This is a genomic window from Aliarcobacter faecis, from assembly GCF_013201705.1.
GTDB classification, from domain to species: Bacteria; Campylobacterota; Campylobacteria; order Campylobacterales; family Arcobacteraceae; genus Aliarcobacter; species Aliarcobacter faecis.
In genome coordinates this window covers 2104998-2124871 of record NZ_CP053837.1, presented here as the reverse complement: position 1 = coordinate 2124871, position 19874 = coordinate 2104998, and the positions used below count along the sequence as shown (strand labels likewise).

Annotated in this window: 23 protein-coding genes; 15 read left to right on the top strand and 8 right to left on the bottom strand. The window is 27.7% G+C overall.

The window, feature by feature from the left end; translation table 11 throughout:
- Positions 1–19: 19 nt before the first annotated feature.
- The 6 genes from AFAEC_RS10600 to AFAEC_RS10575 all read left to right on the top strand — a co-directional run bounded on the left by AFAEC_RS10600 (position 20) and on the right by AFAEC_RS10575 (position 4365).
- Entirely contained in the window at positions 20–607 is a 588-nt protein-coding gene (locus AFAEC_RS10600; RefSeq protein WP_051487435.1) for a YceI family protein, read from the top strand.
- Positions 608–778: 171 nt separating this feature from the next.
- Complete coding sequence (locus tag AFAEC_RS10595) at positions 779–1264, top strand: MarR family winged helix-turn-helix transcriptional regulator (protein ID WP_026804960.1); 486 nt, start codon at positions 779–781, stop codon at positions 1262–1264.
- Positions 1261–1812 (top strand): YceI family protein, encoded by a 552-nt coding sequence (locus AFAEC_RS10590; RefSeq protein ID WP_026804961.1) that lies wholly within the window; start codon positions 1261–1263, stop codon positions 1810–1812. Before AFAEC_RS10595 ends, AFAEC_RS10590 begins: the two co-directional genes overlap by 4 nt.
- Positions 1813–1832: 20 nt before the next feature.
- Positions 1833–2594, top strand: a complete 762-nt coding sequence (locus AFAEC_RS10585; protein ID WP_026804962.1) for a DODA-type extradiol aromatic ring-opening family dioxygenase — start codon at positions 1833–1835, stop codon at positions 2592–2594.
- 14 nt (positions 2595–2608) lie between these two features.
- Complete coding sequence (locus AFAEC_RS10580; RefSeq protein ID WP_026804963.1) at positions 2609–3301, top strand: pirin family protein; 693 nt, start codon at positions 2609–2611, stop codon at positions 3299–3301.
- A 50-nt stretch (positions 3302–3351) separates the two neighbouring features.
- Entirely contained in the window at positions 3352–4365 is a 1014-nt protein-coding gene (locus AFAEC_RS10575) for a glyceraldehyde 3-phosphate dehydrogenase NAD-binding domain-containing protein (RefSeq protein ID WP_026804964.1), read from the top strand.
- A gap of 30 nt (positions 4366–4395) precedes the next feature.
- Here the strand turns inward: AFAEC_RS10575 and prfA are convergent, their stop codons facing one another.
- Together prfA and rpsT are read right to left on the bottom strand one after the other, a co-directional pair.
- Entirely contained in the window at positions 4396–5463 is a 1068-nt protein-coding gene (gene prfA, locus AFAEC_RS10570) for a peptide chain release factor 1 (protein ID WP_026804965.1), read from the bottom strand.
- 15 nt (positions 5464–5478) lie between these two features.
- Positions 5479–5739: a 30S ribosomal protein S20 gene (gene rpsT / locus AFAEC_RS10565; protein ID WP_026804966.1), complete on the bottom strand. Its 261-nt coding sequence runs from the start codon at positions 5737–5739 to the stop codon at positions 5479–5481.
- An 82-nt stretch (positions 5740–5821) separates the two neighbouring features.
- On the opposite strand from rpsT, the gene glmM reads away from it, so the two are divergent.
- From glmM to AFAEC_RS10530, 7 genes are all read left to right on the top strand, one after another.
- The gene (gene glmM / locus AFAEC_RS10560) at positions 5822–7156 is read left to right on the top strand and encodes a phosphoglucosamine mutase (RefSeq protein ID WP_026804967.1); all 1335 of its coding nucleotides are present in this window, start codon (positions 5822–5824) and stop codon (positions 7154–7156) included.
- Positions 7153–7623 (top strand): signal peptidase II, encoded by a 471-nt coding sequence (gene lspA, locus AFAEC_RS10555; protein ID WP_026804968.1) that lies wholly within the window; start codon positions 7153–7155, stop codon positions 7621–7623. Before glmM ends, lspA begins: the two co-directional genes overlap by 4 nt.
- A gap of 59 nt (positions 7624–7682) precedes the next feature.
- On the top strand, positions 7683–8963 hold the full coding sequence (locus AFAEC_RS10550; protein ID WP_026804969.1) for a 3-isopropylmalate dehydratase large subunit: 1281 nt from the start codon (positions 7683–7685) through the stop codon (positions 8961–8963).
- 66 nt (positions 8964–9029) lie between these two features.
- On the top strand, positions 9030–9614 hold the full coding sequence (mobA, locus tag AFAEC_RS10545; RefSeq protein WP_026804970.1) for a molybdenum cofactor guanylyltransferase MobA: 585 nt from the start codon (positions 9030–9032) through the stop codon (positions 9612–9614).
- A 95-nt stretch (positions 9615–9709) separates the two neighbouring features.
- Positions 9710–11179 (top strand): NAD(P)/FAD-dependent oxidoreductase, encoded by a 1470-nt coding sequence (locus AFAEC_RS10540; RefSeq protein ID WP_026804971.1) that lies wholly within the window; start codon positions 9710–9712, stop codon positions 11177–11179.
- 1 nt (position 11180) lies between these two features.
- Positions 11181–11408 (top strand): hypothetical protein, encoded by a 228-nt coding sequence (locus tag AFAEC_RS10535; protein WP_026804972.1) that lies wholly within the window; start codon positions 11181–11183, stop codon positions 11406–11408.
- Between the two features lie 97 nt (positions 11409–11505).
- Positions 11506–12591 carry a rhodanese-like domain-containing protein gene (locus AFAEC_RS10530; protein ID WP_225442377.1) on the top strand — a complete coding sequence of 362 codons (1086 nt, stop codon included), beginning with the start codon at positions 11506–11508 and terminating at the stop codon, positions 12589–12591.
- Between the two features lie 72 nt (positions 12592–12663).
- On the opposite strand, the gene rplT is transcribed toward AFAEC_RS10530, so the two are convergent.
- The 4 genes from rplT to thrS all read right to left on the bottom strand — a co-directional run bounded on the left by rplT (position 12664) and on the right by thrS (position 15783).
- On the bottom strand, positions 12664–13020 hold the full coding sequence (gene rplT, locus AFAEC_RS10525) for a 50S ribosomal protein L20 (protein WP_026804974.1): 357 nt from the start codon (positions 13018–13020) through the stop codon (positions 12664–12666).
- Between the two features lie 97 nt (positions 13021–13117).
- Positions 13118–13315, bottom strand: a complete 198-nt coding sequence (gene rpmI / locus AFAEC_RS10520; protein WP_026804975.1) for a 50S ribosomal protein L35 — start codon at positions 13313–13315, stop codon at positions 13118–13120.
- 135 nt (positions 13316–13450) lie between these two features.
- Positions 13451–13945, bottom strand: coding sequence for a translation initiation factor IF-3 (gene infC / locus AFAEC_RS10515; protein ID WP_034216003.1), 495 nt, complete (start codon positions 13943–13945; stop codon positions 13451–13453).
- A 29-nt stretch (positions 13946–13974) separates the two neighbouring features.
- Positions 13975–15783 (bottom strand): threonine--tRNA ligase, encoded by a 1809-nt coding sequence (gene thrS, locus AFAEC_RS10510; protein ID WP_026804977.1) that lies wholly within the window; start codon positions 15781–15783, stop codon positions 13975–13977.
- Between the two features lie 111 nt (positions 15784–15894).
- On the opposite strand from thrS, the gene AFAEC_RS10505 reads away from it, so the two are divergent.
- The gene (locus AFAEC_RS10505; protein WP_026804978.1) at positions 15895–16410 is read left to right on the top strand and encodes a hypothetical protein; all 516 of its coding nucleotides are present in this window, start codon (positions 15895–15897) and stop codon (positions 16408–16410) included.
- A gap of 25 nt (positions 16411–16435) precedes the next feature.
- On the opposite strand, the gene AFAEC_RS10500 is transcribed toward AFAEC_RS10505, so the two are convergent.
- Positions 16436–18037, bottom strand: coding sequence for a DUF3373 domain-containing protein (locus tag AFAEC_RS10500; protein WP_026804979.1), 1602 nt, complete (start codon positions 18035–18037; stop codon positions 16436–16438).
- A 76-nt stretch (positions 18038–18113) separates the two neighbouring features.
- A complete protein-coding gene (locus tag AFAEC_RS10495; RefSeq protein WP_081754487.1) occupies positions 18114–18434 on the bottom strand; it encodes a cytochrome C in 321 nt (106 codons plus the stop codon).
- Between the two features lie 88 nt (positions 18435–18522).
- Here AFAEC_RS10495 and AFAEC_RS10490 point away from each other — a divergent pair, with 88 nt between their 5' ends.
- Complete coding sequence (locus tag AFAEC_RS10490; protein WP_026804981.1) at positions 18523–19851, top strand: NFACT RNA binding domain-containing protein; 1329 nt, start codon at positions 18523–18525, stop codon at positions 19849–19851.
- Positions 19852–19874 lie beyond the last annotated feature (23 nt).

Sequence of the window (19874 nt, the reverse complement as noted above, 5' to 3'; positions counted from 1 at the left end):
AATTTTTAAAAGGGACAAAATGAAATTAATAAAATTATCTTTTTCAACACTAGCTCTTTCAACATTTTTATTTGCTAGCAGTTATAAAATTGATTCTAATAGCTCAACAGCTGATTTTTCTATAAAATATTTAAAAACTCAAGAGATAAAAGGGGAGTTTGATAATATAATTGGAGAATTTAGTTTTGATGAGAAGAAATCTCTCTTAACTTCACTAAAAGGAGAGATAGAGCTAGATTCTCTTAGTACATCAAAAGATAATTTAACTACTTTAATATCTGATAAAATATTTGATATAAAAAAGTTTCCAAAGATGAAATTTGTTGCAACAAAAATAGAACAAGATAGAATTTTTGGAGATTTGACTATTAGAGATGTTACAAAAAATATAGAACTTGATTTTGAAAATAGTGGAGAATTTTTTGGAAAAATCTATTTAAAATTAAGTGGAAAAATAAAAAGAAGCTATTTTGATTTAACTTGGGATGAATTACTAGATATTGGAAGTAGTGTAACAGATAATGATATATTTATTGAAATAAATTTAGAAGCAAATAAGGAACAAAAGCTTAATTTTACGAAGATTATTGAAAAAACAAAAAAATAGTCTTGACTTTATTACTAATTAGTACTATAATTTCTTCAGAGTAATTCTACTTAAAAAAACAAGTTGTAAATATTGCTCTTTTTTAAAGTTTTAGATAAATTATAAAATCTATCTAAAGTTTTAAATAGTCTTACAAAATTGATTTATTTATATTAAAAAGGAAATTTCCAAATGAGCTTTGAAGAAAAAAGAGATTCATTAAAAGTAAAATCTTATGGTACAAGAGTAGATAAATCAATGAAAACTGTCGTTAGGTTAGATAGAACTTTTCATTTGGTAAATAATTTAACTGAGAACTATCTATCAAAAAATAATCTGACATTTAATCAATTTAAAGTATTAGAAGTTTTATATCATTTAGGTGATTTAAATATTGGTTCTATTACAAAGCTAACTTCAAGTACACCAGGAAATACTACAGTTGTTATAAAAAATCTAAAAAGAGATAATTTAATAACATCTATAAAAGATCCAAAGGATACTAGAGCTTCAATTTTATCAATTACAGAAGATGGAATAGCTATTATTGAAAAAGTATTTCCAAAACATGCCGAAAATCTTTTTGATTTTATGAAAATCTTAAATGATGAAGAACTTAATACTTTATATAATTTATTAAACAAAATATACAATTCAAATAAAAAGGAAGAATTATGAAAAATTTAAAATTAGGCTTATTATCAATTGCACTTTGCTCAACACTTTTTGCAGGAGAGTATAAAGTTGATACATCACATTCAACTGCAGGATTTACTGTAAAACATATGATGGTTTCAAATGTTGTTGGAAAAATCAAAGATATTAGTGGAACTTTTGAGTATGATGAAAAAGCGAATACTTTACTAAAAGTTGAAGGAGAACTTCTTGTGTCTTCAATTGATACTGCTGATGAAAAAAGAGATGCTCATCTAAAAGCAGATGATATTTTAGATATTGCAAAGTTCCCAAAAATTACTTTTAAATCAACAAAAATTGAAAAAGATGTAGTTTATGGAGATTTAACAATAAAAGGTGTTACAAAAAATATTAAATTAAATCTTGAAAATGGAGGAGCTTTAGGTAAAAAAGCAGGATTTACATTAACTGGAAAAATCAATAGAAGTGAATTTGGTGTAACTTGGAATAAAGTTTTAGAAACAGGTGGAGTTGCTGTTAGTGATGAAGTAAGATTAAATATTGATATTGAAGGAAATTTAGCTAATTAATTTTAGCTAAATTTTAAATAATGAACCCAACACTATTTATTTCACATGGAGCTCCAAATATAGTTCTTAGTGATCTAAATTCTAAAAAGAATATCCAAAATATTAGTAAAACTTTGGATATTCCAAAGTATATTATAATTGTATCTGCTCACTATGTAACTAAAAATTTAAAAGTAATAAATCCAAATGCAAATAGTATAATGTATGATTTTTATGGTTTTGAAGAAGAACTTTATAAAGTAAAGTATGAAATAGCAAGTAATAAAGATTTAACAAATAACTTAATAGAAAAATTAAGAAATGAGAATATTGATATAAGTATAGATGAAAATAGAAATAGTTTTGACCATGGTGTTTGGAGTGTTTTATCTTTGATGTATGAAAAACTTGAAATACCAGTACTACAACTAAGTATTCCTATATCTTATTCACTTTCTGAACTAATAAATCTAGGAGAAAAGTTAAAAATTTTTAAGGAAGAGGCTCTATTTATTTTTAGTGGAGGTATAACTCATAATTTAAGAGATATGAGTTATAACCCAGAGATGAAAACTTATGCAAAAGAGTTTAATGAAAAGATAAAAGATATTATAGAAAATGGTGATAAAGAGAAGCTAATAAATATAGATAAAGATCAGAATTTTTATAAGAATCACCCTTCAACAGAGCATATTTTACCTTTATTTATAGCTTTTGGAAATGCTATAAATAAATGTGGAAAATCATTTAATAGTGAAATATTATATTCAAATATTTCAATGGAGAGTTTTATTTTTGATTAGAAAAAGGAGCAAAAATGATAAAAAAGTTGCCAAAAGAGAGTATGGGAAAATCTAATCTTGGTTGGTTAGAGAGTTGTTTCCATTTTAGTTTTGCAGAGTATAGAAACCCTGAAAATATACATTTTGGAGTTTTAAGAGTTTTAAATGATGATATAGTTCATGCTAAAAGTGGTTTTGATACACATCCTCATGCTAATATGGAGATTATTTCGTATATAGTAAATGGAGAGATAACTCATAAAGACTCTATGGGAAATAGTGAAACTTTAAAAAGAGGAGAAGTTCAATATCTTAGTGCTGGAGATGGTATTTATCATAGTGAAAGAAATGAAGCCAATGAAGATTTAAGACTTCTTCAAATTTGGATTTTTCCACCACAAAAAGGACTCCCAAGACTTTATGGTTCTCATAAATATAAAGCCGAAGATAGAGATAATAAATTTTTAAATATTGTATCTTCTCAAAATGGAACTAGCCCTATAAAAATTTATCAAGATGTAAATATATATGTAAGTGAACTTGACAAGCCTTTAGAGTTTGAGATAAATGAGAATAGACAAGTTTATTTTGTACAAATAGAGGGTAAAGCAAATATAAATGGAATAGTTTTAGAAGATGGTGATGCTATGGAGCTAGTTGATGAAAATAAACTTATTATTAATCCTATTTTAAAAAACCATATTCTATTTATAGAAATGAAGAAATAATCTAGTTTTAACTATACTTTCAAAAAAATTAATAAAAATGAAAGAAGTTTATGAATTTAAAAGTTTTAATAAATGGTGCAGGAAGAATAGGAAAGGCTATTTTAAAACAGCTTTTAGAAAATAAAGATTTTGAAATAGTTGCTATAAATGATATAAATCCATATATAAATAATATTGTTTATTCTATAAATTATGATTCAACTTATGGAAAACTTGAAGATAAATTTAGAATTGTTGAAAATAGCTATATCCAAAACTCTAAATCAAAAATAAAAATCTTAAATTATAGTTCTTTAATGGATATTGATTTAAAAGGTATTGATATTATCATTGATGCAAGTGGTAAAAAAGAGGATATAAAATCTTTAGAAAAACTTCCACTTAAAGCTATATTTTTAACTCATCCAAATAAAGATGCCCATATAAATCTGATTTTAGGTGTAAATGAAAATAAACTGGATATAAATATTCATAAAGTTATTTCTACTAGCTCTTGTAATGCTACTTCTTTACTTCCAGCTTTGAAACTTATAGATGAAAAAAAAGAGATAATTTTTGGAGATATAGTAACTATTCACCCTTTATTAAATCATCAAAGAGTTCTTGATGGTAATTATGTGAAAAGTGATACTAGAGATGTTGATTTAAATTTTGAATTTGGAAGATCATCTACTCAAAATATAATTCCTAGTCATACTACAACTATAAAAGCTTGTTCTTATGTAATAGAAAAGTTTAATAGTGAGCTTATATCTTCAAACTCTTTAAGAGTTCCAACAGATACAGTTGGAGCTATAAATGTAACACTTTTTACAAAACAAGCTTCAACAAAAGATGAAATAAAAAATCTTTTTATAGATTTTGAAAAAAATCAAAAATTTCCAATAGTTTTAAATAATTTTGAAGCCCTTGTTTCAAGTGATTTTAAAAAGGAAAAATATACAACAATAGTTGATCATAGATATTTAGAAGTTAAGAATAATATGATAAAGCTTCTTCTTTGGTATGATAATGAATGGGGATATGCTTCTAAAGTTGTTGAGATTTTAAAATTATTTAGATAGGTAATCTATTTTTCTAAACAAAAAGGCTTTTTATAGCCCATTTGCTTCAATTAGTCTTGATTGATGATCAGCAATAAGAGGATCAATTACTTCATCAAACAAGCCATCCTCTAAAATGTTTTCAAGTCTATAAAGAGTTAAGTTAATTCTGTGATCACTGATTCTGTTTTGTGGAAAATTATATGTTCTTATTCTTCCACTTCTATCTCCAGTTCCAACTTGCTCTTTTCGGTTTGCACCTTCAGCTTCCATCTTTTTTTCCATCTCAATTTCAAAAAGTTTAGCTTTTAGAACTTTCATAGCTCTATCTTTATTTTTGTGTTGAGATTTTTGGTCTTGGTTGGTTACAACAATCCCTGATGGAATATGAGTGATTCTTACAGCAGAATCCGTAGTATTTACAGATTGACCACCATTTCCACTAGCTCTCATAACATCTATTTTTAAATCATTTGGATCAATTTCAACTTCAACATCATCAACTTCAGGCATTACAGCAACTGTAATTGCTGATGTATGAACCCTTCCTTGAGACTCTGTTGCAGGAACTCTTTGAACTCTATGAGTTCCACCTTCAAATTTTAGTTTTGAATAAACATGGTCACCTTTTACTAAGATTACTATCTCTTTGTAACCACCTGCTTCACTATCACTTGAACTCATTATTTCAACTTTCCAGTCATTGTTTTCAGCATATCTAAGGTAACCACGAAATAAATCACCAACAAATAAAGCAGCTTCATCTCCACCAGTTCCAGCTCTTAGTTCCAAATAGATATTTCTATCATCATTTGGATCTTTTGGAATCATAAGAAATTTTATCTCATCTTCTAAAAGTGGTTTTTTTACTTCTAGCTCTTTTAGCTCTTCTTTAGCTAAATCACCAAGTTCAGCATCATCAAGTATAAGTTTGTTCTCTTCTATATCTTCAAGAACTTTTATATACTCTTTTGCTTTATTTACTATTGGTTCTATATTTGATTGCTCTTTTGATAAAGAGGTCATCCTTTTAATATCACTAGTAATATCAGGAGACATTAAAAGATTTGTAATCTCCTCAAATCTAGCAATGAATGGTTGAAGTTTATTTTTTAACATTTAATACTTAATAAATTATATAGCATTAACTTTTAATTGTAATCTACTTACTCTTCTAGAAGCAGTACCTTTTGCTAAAATACCTTTAGATACGCAGTGGTGTAGATATTTGTTTGCAATTTTCATAGCTTCAACAGCTTTTGTTTTATCAGCACTTTCAACTGCACTTAATACATCTTTTGTGATGTTTTTAATTCTTGTTTTGTAAAATCTATTTCTTATAGTTTTTACTAATGTTTGTCTAGCTCTCTTCTCAGAAGATTTGTGATTTGCCATTTTTTTAACCTCTTTGTAAAATTTTAAAGGATAGAATACTATCTAAAATAACTTAAATAGAGTTTAATTTTAGGAAGATTTAATGAAACTATTTGGAACAGACGGTGTTAGAGGAAAGGCTGGAGAATTTTTAGATGTAATTACTGTTGTAAAACTTGCACAGGCTTCAGGTACACATTTTAGAAAACATTCAACAACAAATAAAATTCTTGTAGGAAAAGATACAAGAAGAAGTGGATATATGATAGAAAATGCACTTGTTAGTGGATTAACATCTGTTGGTTATGATGTTATTCAAATTGGTCCTATGCCAACTCCTGCAATTGCATATTTAACTGAAAGTATGAGATGTGATGCTGGAATTATGATAAGTGCTTCTCATAATCCCTTTGAAGATAATGGAATCAAGTTTTTTGATAATCATGGAAATAAATTAAATGTTGATGATGAAAAAGAGATTGAAAAAATTTTTAAAGGTACAGAATCATTAATTGCTTCTCAAGCAACAGGAAGAGATATTGGTTCTTCAAAAAGAATAGATGATGTTATTGGTAGATATATTGTTGTTATCAAATCATCTTTTCCTAAAGACTTAACATTAAGAGGGCTTAGAATTGTACTTGATTGTGCAAATGGAGCAGCATATAAAGTTGCACCTACAATACTTGAAGAGCTTGGAGCAGATGTTATTACAATTAATAATAAACCAAATGGTTTTAATATAAATGATAATTGTGGAGCAATGCATCCTGAAAATGTTGCAAAACTTGTACAAGATTATAGGGCTGATATTGGACTTGCTCTTGATGGAGATGCAGATAGATTGGTTGTTGTTGATGAAAAAGGTAAAATAGTTGATGGAGATAAACTACTTGGAGCTTTAAGTGTATATCTAAAAGGTGAGAATCTTTTAAAAGGTAATGCTTGTGTAGCTACAGTTATGTCAAATAAAGCTTTGGAAGATTATTTAAATTTAAATGGAATAGAACTTTTAAGAAGTGATGTTGGAGATAAATATGTACTTGAAGTTATGAAAGAGAATAATCTAAATTTTGGTGGAGAACAAAGTGGACATATAATTTTTTCTGATGTAGCAAAAACTGGTGATGGTTTAGCTTCAGCTTTACAAGTTTTAGCAATGATCATTAAAAGTAAAAAAAAGGCAAGTGAAGCTTTAAATCCATTTACTTTATATCCTCAACTTTTACATAATATGAAAGTAAATGAGAAAATACCCTTAAAAGAGATAAAAGGTTTAGAAGAGATATTAAAACCAATTAGAGAAAAAGGTATTAGGGATTTGATTAGATATTCTGGAACAGAGAATAAAATTAGACTTTTACTTGAGGGAAAAAATAAAAAAGATGTAGAGAGTTCAATGGCAAGTTTAATTGAATTTTTTAAAAAAGCTTTATGAAAAAAGAGTTGAAAATTGCAACTACAATTTTTGTAGTTATTTTTATAATAGATCAAGTTGTTAAATATGGTTTTGCAAATTTAGCTTGGGATGCAAATGGTAGTATTATGAGTTTAAAACTTGCATATAACTATGGTGTTGCTTTTTCTATGTTTACTTTTTTGGCTGAATATTTAAAATATATTCAACTTTTTATAGTTTTAATAGGAACAATATATTTAATTAAAAACAAAGAGGTATTTTACAAATACTATATTCCAATAGCTCTTTTATATGCTGGAGGATTATCAAATATCTTAGATAGATTTACTTATGGAGCAGTAGTTGATTATTTCTATTGGCACTATATATTTGAGTTTGCAATTTTTAATTTTGCAGATGTGATAATAGATTTAGCTGTTGTTATAATCATAATTATGCAGATAAAAGATAGTAGAAGAGAGAAAAAATTAAAAGATAAAGCTTAAATAAATTTAGCTATAATCTAGGCAAAATTTTTAAAAAAATAAGAAATTTAGGAAAAAATATGGGTCAAACAATTACAGAAAAAATTTTTAGTGAACATGTAGGCAAAAAAGTTTATGCAGGAGAAATTGTAAGAAGTCCAATTGATATGGTAATTGGAAATGATATTACAACACCTATTTCAATTCGTGCATTTGAAGAGGGTGGTTTTGAAAAATTAGCAAATCCAGATGGCTTTGCAATAGTTTTAGATCACTTTATACCTGCAAAAGATATAGCAAGTGCAAATCAAGCAAAAATTTCAAGAGATTTTGCTATGAAACATAATCTTAAAAACTTTTTTGATGAAAAAGATATGGGGATAGAGCATGCACTTTTACCTGAAAAAGGTCTTGTATTACCTGGAGATGTGATAATTGGAGCAGATAGCCATACATGTACCCATGGTGCTTTAGGGGCATTTAGTACAGGAATGGGAAGTACAGATATATCTTTTGGAATGATCACTGGTGGGAATTGGTTTAAAGTACCTGAAACTATAAAAGTAGTTTTTAAAGGGAAACCAGCCTCTTTTGTAACTGGAAAAGATTTAATTTTAGAAATTATTAGAATACTTGGAGTTGATGGAGCTTTATATAAGGCTTTAGAGTTTACAGGAGATACAATAAAATATTTATCAATGGATGATAGATTTAGTCTTTGTAATATGGCTATTGAGGCTGGAGCTAAGAATGGAATTGTAGCTTATGATGAGGTTACAAAAGAGTTTTTAGATAGAGTATCAAAAGAGAATAGCGGACTTAGAGCAGAGCCAAAAATTCATTATAGTGATGAGGATGCTACATATTGTCAAGAGATTGTTATTGATGTAGAAAAACTAGAACCTGTAATTGCATATCCATATTTACCATCAAATGGGCATTCAGTTTCACAAGCAGTTAGCGATAATATAAGAGTTGATCAAGTATTTATAGGTTCATGTACAAATGGAAGATTAAGTGATTTTAAAGTTGCAGCTGAAATATTAAAAGATAAAAAAGTAGCAAGGCATGTAAGACTTATTTTAACTCCTGGAACTCAGAAAATCTTAAGAGAAGCTACAAAACTAGGATATATTGATATTTTAGTTGATGCTGGAGCAGTTGTTTCAAATCCAACATGTGGAGCCTGTTTAGGTGGATATATGGGGATTTTAGGAGATGGTGAAGTATGTATCTCTACAACAAATAGAAACTTTGTTGGAAGAATGGGAAGTAGAAGTTCAAAAATCTATTTAGCAAATAGTGCAGTTGCAGCAGCTAGTGCAATTTCTGGATATATTACAGACCCAAGAAGTTTATAAAAATTATAATAAACCATTTTCTATTTAAAATAGAAAGTGCTAAACTCTTCTTTAAAGAGCTAAGAAATGATAGATAAATTTTCTATACCTTGTATTATTTTAAGTGGTGGAAAAAGTCAAAGAATGGGAGAAGATAAATCTCTTCTTCCTTTTGGTTCCTCAAGCTCTTTAATAGAGTTTCAATATAATAGATTAAAACCATATTTTCAAAATATTTATATTTCTTCAAAATTAGATAAATTTTCTTTTCTACAGGATAAGAAAGAGTTAATTATAGATGAAAACATTGATATTTATTCTCCTATTTTAGCTTTGCAAACTATTATAAAAACTTTAGAAAATGAAAAAGTTTTCATAATTACAGTTGATACTCCATTTATAACTCTTGAAATTATAGAAAAATTAATAAATTCTTCAAATAATTTTGATATAACTATTGCACAAACATCTTTTGGTACTCATAACCTTTGTGGTGTATTTTCTAAAACTACTTTAACTCTGATAGAAGATATGATAAAGAGTGATATTCATAAGATAAACTATTTAATTAAAAACTCAAGAACTCAAAATTTATATTTTGAGAATGAAGAGGAATTTCTAAATTTAAATGATAAAGCAGAGTATAAAAAAGCACTTAAAATTATAAATTAAACTAATAATATTTATAAAACTTGAACTTATTAAAATAAGTGAATTATTATGAGTATTTTGTTACTATCTAAGGTATTTTTTTAAAAGGAATGGCTATGAATAAAAATGAGTTAAAAAAAGCTATCGAAATTGTAAATTCAGAGATAAAAAAAGCAGGGATTTCAAGAAGAGACGCCTTTAAACTAGCTGGTCTAGGTGGAGCTGCATATTTAGCAGGTGGAAGCCAAGCACAAGCTGCAACTATTGCAAAAGCAAGTAGTGAAGCAAAAGGTAAAATAGTAATAGTTGGTGGTGGATTAGCTGGAGTTTCAACAGCAGCTAGACTTATGAGTGCATTGAAAGATGCAGATATTACAATAATTGAACCAAACCCAAAATCTGTTTCATATCAACCAGGAGCTACTCTTGTGGCAAGTGGAGTTTATAAATCAAAAAATGAACTACTATATGAAACAAAAGATTATATGCCAAAAGGTGTTAAATGGATTCAAGATAAAGCAGTTGATTTTAATCCAGAAGCAAATAAATTAATATTATCAAGTAAAGAAGTTATTGATTATGATTATTTAATAGTTGCTGCTGGAATTACTCTTGATTATGGAGTAATTAAAGGATTAGAAGAGGTTGGAGATGCTTATAGTGTAGGAGATGCAAGTAAAATCCTAAAAGCTTTTGGGGATAGTGGAGTAACAACTGTTTATAATATTGATAGTTCTGCCCATATGTGGGAACAGACTCAAAAGTTTATTGAAAAAGCTAAGAAAGATAAGGTAAAGGCAGTTTTTACAGCCCCAAATACTGCTATAAAATGTGGAGGTGCTCCTAAAAAAGTTATGTATCTATTAAATTCAAGATTAAATGAAGCAAAAGCTAGAGCAAATGCAACATTAACATATTATGATGATGGAGGGAAATTATTTGGTGTAAAAGAGTATGCAGATGCTATTGAAAAACAGTTTATTGCAAGAGATATGAAATGGAATTTTAACCATAATTTAATAGCTGTTGATATTTCTAAGAAAATTGCAACTTTTGATAAGCATTGGGAAGAGCAGGGTGAATATGATGAGGAATTAAAAGAGTATGATAAGATTAAAAAGCATTTAAATGTTGAAGTACCTTTTGATTTTTTACATATAACTCCTCCGCAAAAAGCACCTGATGAGATAGGAAATTCAGCTATTGGATCAGCTAAAGGTTGGGTACCAGTTAATAAAGAGACTTTACAACATGTTAAATATAAAAATATCTTCTCAATAGGAGATATTGCAGCCGTTCCTATGGGTAAAACAGGTGGAAGTGTGAGAAAACAGTATAAAGTTTTAGTTGATAATTTAATTTTGGTTATGGAAGGCAAAGAACCAACTGAAAAATATGGGGGATATACAGTTTGTCCTTTAATAACTGATATTGGTAAAGTTATGCTCGCTGAGTTTGATTGGAGTGCAAAACCAACTCCATCTTTTCCTTTGGATCCAGTACAAGAGAGATGGATTTGGTGGTTAATGAAAGTTTATCTACTTAAACCAATGACAATGTATGGAATGTTAAGCGGAAAAGCATAAGATGTTTAAAAAAGAGTTAAAAATATTTTTAGTAATTTTAGTAATTTTATCAATATTAATGCACTATGAAGAGTTTTTAACTCATCCAATTTCACATATTTTAGCACTCCCAAATTCAGGTGCTTATGGTTTAGGAATTTATCATCCATTAATATTTACATTTTTAGTATATATAGTTTTTTTAATACCAAGGGTATTTTTTAAAATCTTAAAAAGGGGAAATAATTAGTAAAATATTTAGTAGTTTAGTTGTAGCATCAATTTTAACTTTTGGAACAGTTTATGCAAATGAGTCAGTAAATTTAACAAAACCAACACCAGCTATTATGGAATTAATAGTTAAAAATAACTTGGAACAAGTTAATTATGATTATGTAAAATCAAAATTAGGGTCTGGAAATAGAGGTGCAACAGAGTCAATTTTGATTGATGCAAGACCAGAAGCAAAATATATAAAGGGTACTATACCATCGAGTTTAAATATTACTGATAGTACATTTGAGACTGGATATAAACAAATTATAGATCTACCAAAAGATAAAGAATTAATAGTTTTTTGTGCTGGATATTCTTGTGAAAAAAGCCCAATTGTTGCAAAAATGCTAAAAGATAAAGGGCATAAGAATGTAAAAATTTATAGTGGAGGAGAGCCTGAATGGGCAACTAAAAACTATTTAGAAGTAGGAATAGCTGTAATAAAAACATATCAAGAGAACAATAGTGCCTTATTAGTTGATGCAAGACCTAGTACAAAATATTTTCAAGAGACAATACCTGGAAGTATCTCTATTCCTGATACAAGTTTAGATAAATTAGTAGGAAGATTTCCAATAAATAAAGATGAAAAAATTGTAACATTTTGTGCAGGGTACTCTTGTGAGAAATCAAATATTGTTGCAGAAAAGTTATATAATTTGGGCTATAAAAATGTATTTGTATATGCAGGAGGATTACCTGCTTGGAAAGAGGCTGGTTTAGGAACAACTTCAAATAGTAAAAAAGTTGAAGATAAACCAAAAGAAGCTAAAAAAGAGTTTAGTTCAAATGGTGTTAAATTAGGAAGTGATGAAGGAACAGTTGATGGAGAATGGTTTAAAGCTTTAATAGTAGAAAATAAAGTTCCAGCAAATATTCAAATTGTAAATGTATTGCCTAAAAAAGATTATGATAAAGGTCATATAGAGGGTTCAATAAATATTCAAGCTGACCAATTTAAACCAGAAGAACTATATGCAAAATTACCAAAAGGTAAAACAGTAGTATTTCATTGTAGTGCAGGTTCAAGATCTCTTGAAGCTTGGACAAACTTGAAAAAAGCAAATTTAGATGTATCTGAGATTTTTTACTTTGATGCAAATATTGTTTGTGAAGGTAATAAGTGTAAAATAGATGTAAATGAGCCTTTAGAATAGGCTTATTTATAAAGGTATAAAAAAAGGGGAAGATTTTAAAATCTTCCCCTTTTTTGATTGTTTGCAAATTTATTATTTAAGTGCTGCTTTAGCAGATGCTACTAAAGATGCAAATGCAGCTGAATCATTCATAGCAAGGTTTGCTAAGATTTTTCTATCAAGTTCAATACCTGATAATCTTAAACCATTTATAAATCTTGAGTAGTTAATATCATTTAATCTACAAGCTGCATTGATTCTAATAATCCATAGTTTTCTAATATCTCTTTTTTTCTGTCTTCTATCTCTATAAGCATATACAAGACTTCTTTCTAATTGCTCTTTAGCTTTTCTAAAATGTTTTCTTCTAGCACTAAAGAATCCTCTAGCTAGTTTTAATACTTTTTTGTGTCTTCTTCTTCTTACAACACCAGTTTTTACTCTTGGCATATTTTTCCTTTCTTTACCATTATTTTTAATAAGGTGTCAGCCTTTGCTGAACTTGTCCATTTATAAATGGAGGGACAAAATTACTAAATTTTAGTAATTACGCTTTACACAACGTTGAAAGAATTCCAGCAACATTTGTACTATGTACAGTTTGTGGTCCTCTTAAATTTCTTTTTCTTTTTTGAGTTTTTTTAGTTAAAATGTGGCTTCTAAAAGCAGAACCTCTTTTGATAGTTCCATTTTTCTTTACTTTAAATCTTTTAACAGCACCTTTAACGCTTTTCATTTTTGGCATAAAGAAATCCTTTCATATAAATTTGCATTTTCATAGTGAAAAAGTTTTGGATTATACTTAAAAAATTATTAATAAAAGTTTAAAGTTTATATTAGCATAAAAGAGGGAAATTCTCTTTTATGTTTTTTGAGTAGATTAATCTTTTTTTGGAGTAACTAGAAGATTTACATATCTTCCTTCTAGTTTTGGTTCTTTATCCATTATTGCAACATCTTCAATCATTGCCCAAACTCTATTTAAAACTTCAACTCCAGCTTCAGGATTTGACATCTCTCTTCCTTTTAGGAAAACTCTAAATTTTACGTGGTTTCCATCTTCTAAAAACTCTATAGCATGTTTTACTTTATAGTTGATATCATTTTCAGCAATTTTTATAGAAAGTTTTATCTCTTTTATAACTATAACTTTTTGATTCTTTTTCGCTTCTTTTTTCTTTTTCTCTTGTTGGTACTTAAATTTACTATAATCCATAATTTTTGCAACTGGTGGATTTGCATCAGGAGCTATTAAAACTAAATCAAGACCAGATTCATCAGCTAAAGCTAAAGCTTGTGCAGTTGGAATAATGCCATAATTATCCCCTGAATCACTTGTACATCTTAGTTCTTTTGCTGTGATATCTTCATTCATGATTACATCTGATTTTTTATTATCTCTACTCAAATTTTACTTCCTTTTAGTATATTTTTTAAATTTTCTATGAATTCATCTTTACTTAAATTCGATTGTTCTCTTTTTCTTCTATCCCTTAAAGCTATCATACTATTTGAAACTTCTTCATCTCCAAGAACTACAATCATTGGCACTCTTTGTTTTTCTGCCATTCTTATTCTTTTGTTTAAACTTTCATTCATATCATAGATTTTAGAGTCAATATCATTTTCAAGCAACTCTTTTTGAAGCTCTTTTGCATAAGCTACATGAGTATCTGCAATTGGTACAAAAATTACTTGTGTTGGAGCAATTGCAAATGGAAATTCTCCAGCACAGTGTTCTGTTAAAATTCCTATAAATCTCTCAAAAGAACCCAAAATTGCTCTATGAATCATAACTGGTTGCTCTTTTTCACCTTTTTCATTAATATATTCAACTTTAAATCTTGAAGGTAAATTCATATCAACTTGAACTGTTCCACATTGCCATTTTCTTCCAATGGCATCGAGAATTTTTATATCAATTTTTGGTCCATAGAATGCTCCACCACCCTCATCAATACCATAAGAGATACTTTTTTCATTAAGGGCATCCATTATCCCTTTTGTTGTTTTTTCCCAAAATATATCATCACCAATAGCTTTTTCAGGTTTTGTAGACACTTCAATCTCATATTTAAAATCAAATAGTTTTAAAAGACTATCAACAAACTCTAAAACTTCAAAGATTACTTCTTTAATTTGATTTTGAGTACAGAAAATATGTGAATCATCTTGAGTAAACTCTCTTACTCTAAATAATCCGTGCATTGCTCCACTCATCTCATGTCTATGAACAACTCCATATTCAAAGAGTTTTTTAGGTAAATCTTTATATGAAACTAAACCATTTTTAAAAATCTGAATATGTCCAACACAGTTCATTGGCTTTATACCATATTCTTGTTCATCAATAGTTGTAAAATACATATTCTCTTTATAATTATCATAGTGCCCAGATATTTTCCACATTTCTGCTTTTAATATTTCTGGACCTCGTACTGGCTCATAACCTCTTATTCTATGAGCTTTATATAAAAGATGTTCTAATTTACTTCTAAGTCTTGAACCATTTGGTAACCATAAAGGAAGACCTGCACCTACATCATCATTAAATGTAAATAGTTCAAGCTCAGTTCCTAGTTTTCTATGGTCTCTTTTTTTTGCTTCTTCAATCATTGTTACATAATCATTTAAAGCTTTTTTATCAAAAAATGAGATTCCATAAATTCTAGTTATCATCTCATTTTTTTCATCTCCACCCAAATATGCTCCAGCAACTCTAGTTAGTTTGAAGCTTCTAATCATTCTAGTATTTGGTAAGTGAGGACCTCTACATAAATCTTTGAAATCACCTTGTTTATAAACAGTGATTACTTCATCTTTGATATTTTTTAAAACAGCTTGTTTTAGCTCATCATTTTTAAACTCTTCATAAAACTCTTCTCTAGTTGTTTCATGTCTAGTAATAGCTAGTTTTCTATCAGCTAACTCTTTCATCTTCTTTTCGATTTTTGGTAAATCTTCATCAGAGATTTTACTATTTATTTTAAAATCGTAGTAAAATCCTTCATTTACGACTGGACCAACAAAGAATTTTGCTTCAGGATATAGTTCTTTTATAGCTTGAGCCATAAGGTGAGCAGTTGAGTGTCTTAAAATCTCTAAAGATTCACTTGAGTCGTCGGCTTTAATTGTATCTCCGCTAATATTTAAAGCCTCTGCAGTTTGAAGGTCATAAATTTGACCATCTTTTAGTACTCCAATAGGTTCCAATAATTTCCTTTTTTCTAAAAAATTTAATAAAATTGCCTTTATTCTATCTCAATACAACTTAAAAATAATAAAAATATAATCAAATTTAACAAAATTTAGTTACAATTTGAAATGGTTATAAATATTTCAAAAATAAAAACAGAAGCTTTATTACTCTTTTGTAAAGATTTAATCTTGTCTTATAAAGATAATAATGATATAAAAGAGTATGGATTAGATAGAGATATTTTAGTTGAATTTAATAATATAGGGCTTACTATATTAAAGGAAATTGAAAAAATAACTTTTTCTCAAGATTATTATATAAGAAATCGTAAAAATTTTAGAATAAAAGCTATTTTAAGCTGTTATGATTTTATAAATAAAGAAGTATCAAAAAATCTTAAATTAAATGAAGAATTTAATCCTTCAATGCTTTATTTCTCATTACTTACTTTATGGTTTAAAGAGTTAAATAAGGAATCGACTTCAAAAGAGTATATCTATTTTATTTTATATCCATATTTTCAAGTTTATGATAAATTTCTTGTAAACATAAAAAATTTGGAGTTTAAAGGTTTAAATATAAAAATGATTGAATTAGCTGAAAAAGTTATTTTTAATTTTGATAAATATAATTTAAGATAAAAAGGTGAAGTAATCACCTTTTTATTTAAAATTTATATCTTACATATGCTCTAAGATCTCTAGCTTCTTTAACTGCACTTCCGTCAGCTTTAGAAATAGGAGTTGGTGTTCCATCATATCCAAAGAAAGAGTTTGAACCTGTATAATCATAATCTATATATACATAGCTTACTCCAAAACTTAAAGCGTCAGTTAATTTCTGAGTTCTATAAACCTCAAAGGCTTGACCACGAGCTGCTATTTTACTTCCAGCATAAGTATCTTCACCATAAGTCATAGATCTCCAATATTTACTCCCTTTATTCCATTCAAATCCAATTTTTGCACTATCTGGTAGAATTGGGCAAGGAGTATTTATACCTAACCAAACAGAATATCCAGTTTCAGAATCAGTTGAACCTAGCATTCCTTTAGAGTTTGGATTTGTTTTACTCATAGCAAATGAAGCAAAAGCTGTAGTATTATCTAAAGTTTCAGAAATACCATCTCCAATACCTTCTGTTTTAAATAAAACTGTTGCTAAATCAATATCTCCAACATCTTCAAATGAAGGTTTTGCCATTTGTAACTCATAAGCTGTATTTGCATTAGAACTATTCATATAATTTCCATAGGCATAATTAAATTTACCTATAGCATCTGCACTATATCCAATCAAATTCCAAGCATGTGAATATTGCATATGAACAGAATATTGTCCATTATCATAAGGTACAACTATTAATCCTAACATATCGATATTATCATTCTTTTCATCATCTTTTGAATATGCTGGTTTAAACATATCAAATCTTGGAGTGGCATTTGTTAAACCTCTTCCTCCACAAACTTTTAACCAAGAACCTGTAAGTCCAGTTAAGCTTTCAGTATCAACTTTAAATGAAAATCCATCAAATTCAACATCAACAGTATGAGAAAGTGGAGAATTTGGTTGTTGGTCATTTCTAATATTTATAGGTAAACCATCAGTTGATGGACGTCTACCAACAGAAACAGACCAAGGAATATCAGAGCCAAGAAGTGTTGCATTTTGATATAACCAATAAGCCTCTTTTACTTTTACACTATTATCAGTTGCATTCTCATTTGTAACCCAATCAAAGTTAGCATAACCAGGATTTGTATTTGATTGAGAGTGGTCTGCTGTATCTCCAAATGCTTTGTTATAAGATAGTTTTCCAAAAAAAGATGAATGGTCATCAGCTTTATATTTAGCACCTAACCAAAGTCTATTTGTTAAAAGAGCATTATTTTTTGATTTTGAGCCATCAACATACTTGTATTGAATATTATCAACTTGTGTTCTAAAATCAACATCCCATTTTATATTATCTTGTGCACTTTGAATTTTTGCAGTTGTTGCTGTTTTTGAAACTGAATCAAGTTTTTTTTCAATATTCTCAATTCTTTTTTCATCAATATTTGTTGTTTGTTGAGTTGGTACTACATCTGTAACTTTCTTTTGGGCTTCAATATTTTTAAGTTCTTGTTCAGCCACTTTTTTTTCTAAAGCTTCAATTTGTGCTTTTAGAATTTGTATTTGATTAAGCATCTCTTTATTATCAGATGCGAAAGAATTTGTTCCAAGTGCAGCAATAACTGATAATGCAATTAAATTTCTTTTCATATTAACTCTTTTAAATATATTTAATTTAGAAAAAAAAGTGGGAGGTCTTAATTAACACCTCCCACTTTAAAACTTTTTAGCAAGAAGGAACATTTCCTGAATCACTTGCAAACTCTATAGAAAAATCTAAAATATGCTCAATTTGAGTATCTTTTATTTCACCTGCTTGAACTTTTGGACAAATTTTCATAATTTCAGCTTCACCTTTTCCATCAGCTTTTATTTGTTTCCACTCTTCTTGAGTATGTTTAACTGCAAATTTTGCTCCATCTAAACCACAAGGCTCTTTTAGTAACTTAATATAGAACTTTTGTCCTTTTACTGCATCTGCCATTAGGGAAGTTGATGCTACTCCTAGAGCTAAAGTTGATGCAACTAAAATTTTAACTAATTTCATAATATTCTCCTGTAAATAAATTTAGATATAATTATACCTTCAAGATATAAAAATCTTCTGAAGAATTATAAAATAAAGTGAATAAATTATGAAATATTTTTTATTAAAAGCTATATGTGAATATCTAAAAGAGAATACCCATATTATCAAGTTTATACGAAGAATTGACAATAATATAATTATAATTGAATTTAATAATAAGAACATTATTTATTTTGATTTAAGCAAGTCTAATTCAAGAATTTTTAAAATAAAAGAGCAATTATCATCAAAAAAAGATTTTAATGCACCATTTGATGTAGTTTTGCAAAAGAAATTTACAAATTCAAAAATAGAGGATATTGAACTCTATAACGATGATAAGATTATAAATATAAAAGTTAGTTCTAGTTCTTCTTATAAAAAAGAGATTTTAATTTTACAGTTAGAATTTACTGGGAAATTCACAAATATTATTATTTTAGATGAAAATAGAGTTATTTTGGAAGCTTTAAGACATATTGATGAGTACTCATCTTTTAGAGTTGTAAAAGTAGGAGTAAAGCTTGAAGAGATACCAAAAAAAGATTTTATTCCAAAAATTGAAGAAATAGATAATATTGAAGAGTATTTATATAAAGTTTATGAAGATATTGAAAAACAAAATTTAGAAAGTATTAAAAATCAGAAAATTACTATTTTAGATAGAAATATAAAAAAAGTTGAAAATATTCTCAAATCTTTACCAAAAAAGGAAGAATTAGAATTTGAAGCAAATAATATTTATACTAAAGCAAACTTAATATTAGCAAATCTTCATAATATAAAACCTTATCAAAAAGAGTTAAAAGTAGAAAATTATGATGGAAAAATTTTAAAAGTAGAGCTTGAAAATATGCAAAATCCTAGTAAATATACGAATGAACTTTTTAAAAAAGCAAAAAGATTTAAACAAAAAGCTTTAAATATAAGTTTGGAAGAGGATAATTTAAAAGATAAATTAGATTTTTCAAAAAGACTTAAAGATAATTTACAAAATGCAAATACAATAGATGAGTGTGAGTTTTTATACCCAAAAAAAGAGAAGAATCAAACAAAAACAAAAAAGGCTCAAAATTATGAGAGCTTCTTTTTTGAAGGGTACAAAATAATGTTAGGCTCTAATGAAAGAGAAAATATATATTTGCTTGAAAATTCAAAAGCTAGTGATTTCTGGTTTCATTTAAAAGATAGACCATCTTGCCATGTTATTGTACAAAATAGTAAAAAAGAGTTACCACTAACTGTAATAGAAAAAGCTGCTACTTTATGTGCAAAATTTAGTGTGGATTTTAGTGGAGCTTATGAAGTTGATTTTACACAAAGAAGAAATGTAAAAATACAGTATGGAGCAAATGTACTTTATAATCCTTATACTACTACAACTATAAAAATATGAATTTAAAAATTAAATAATTATTT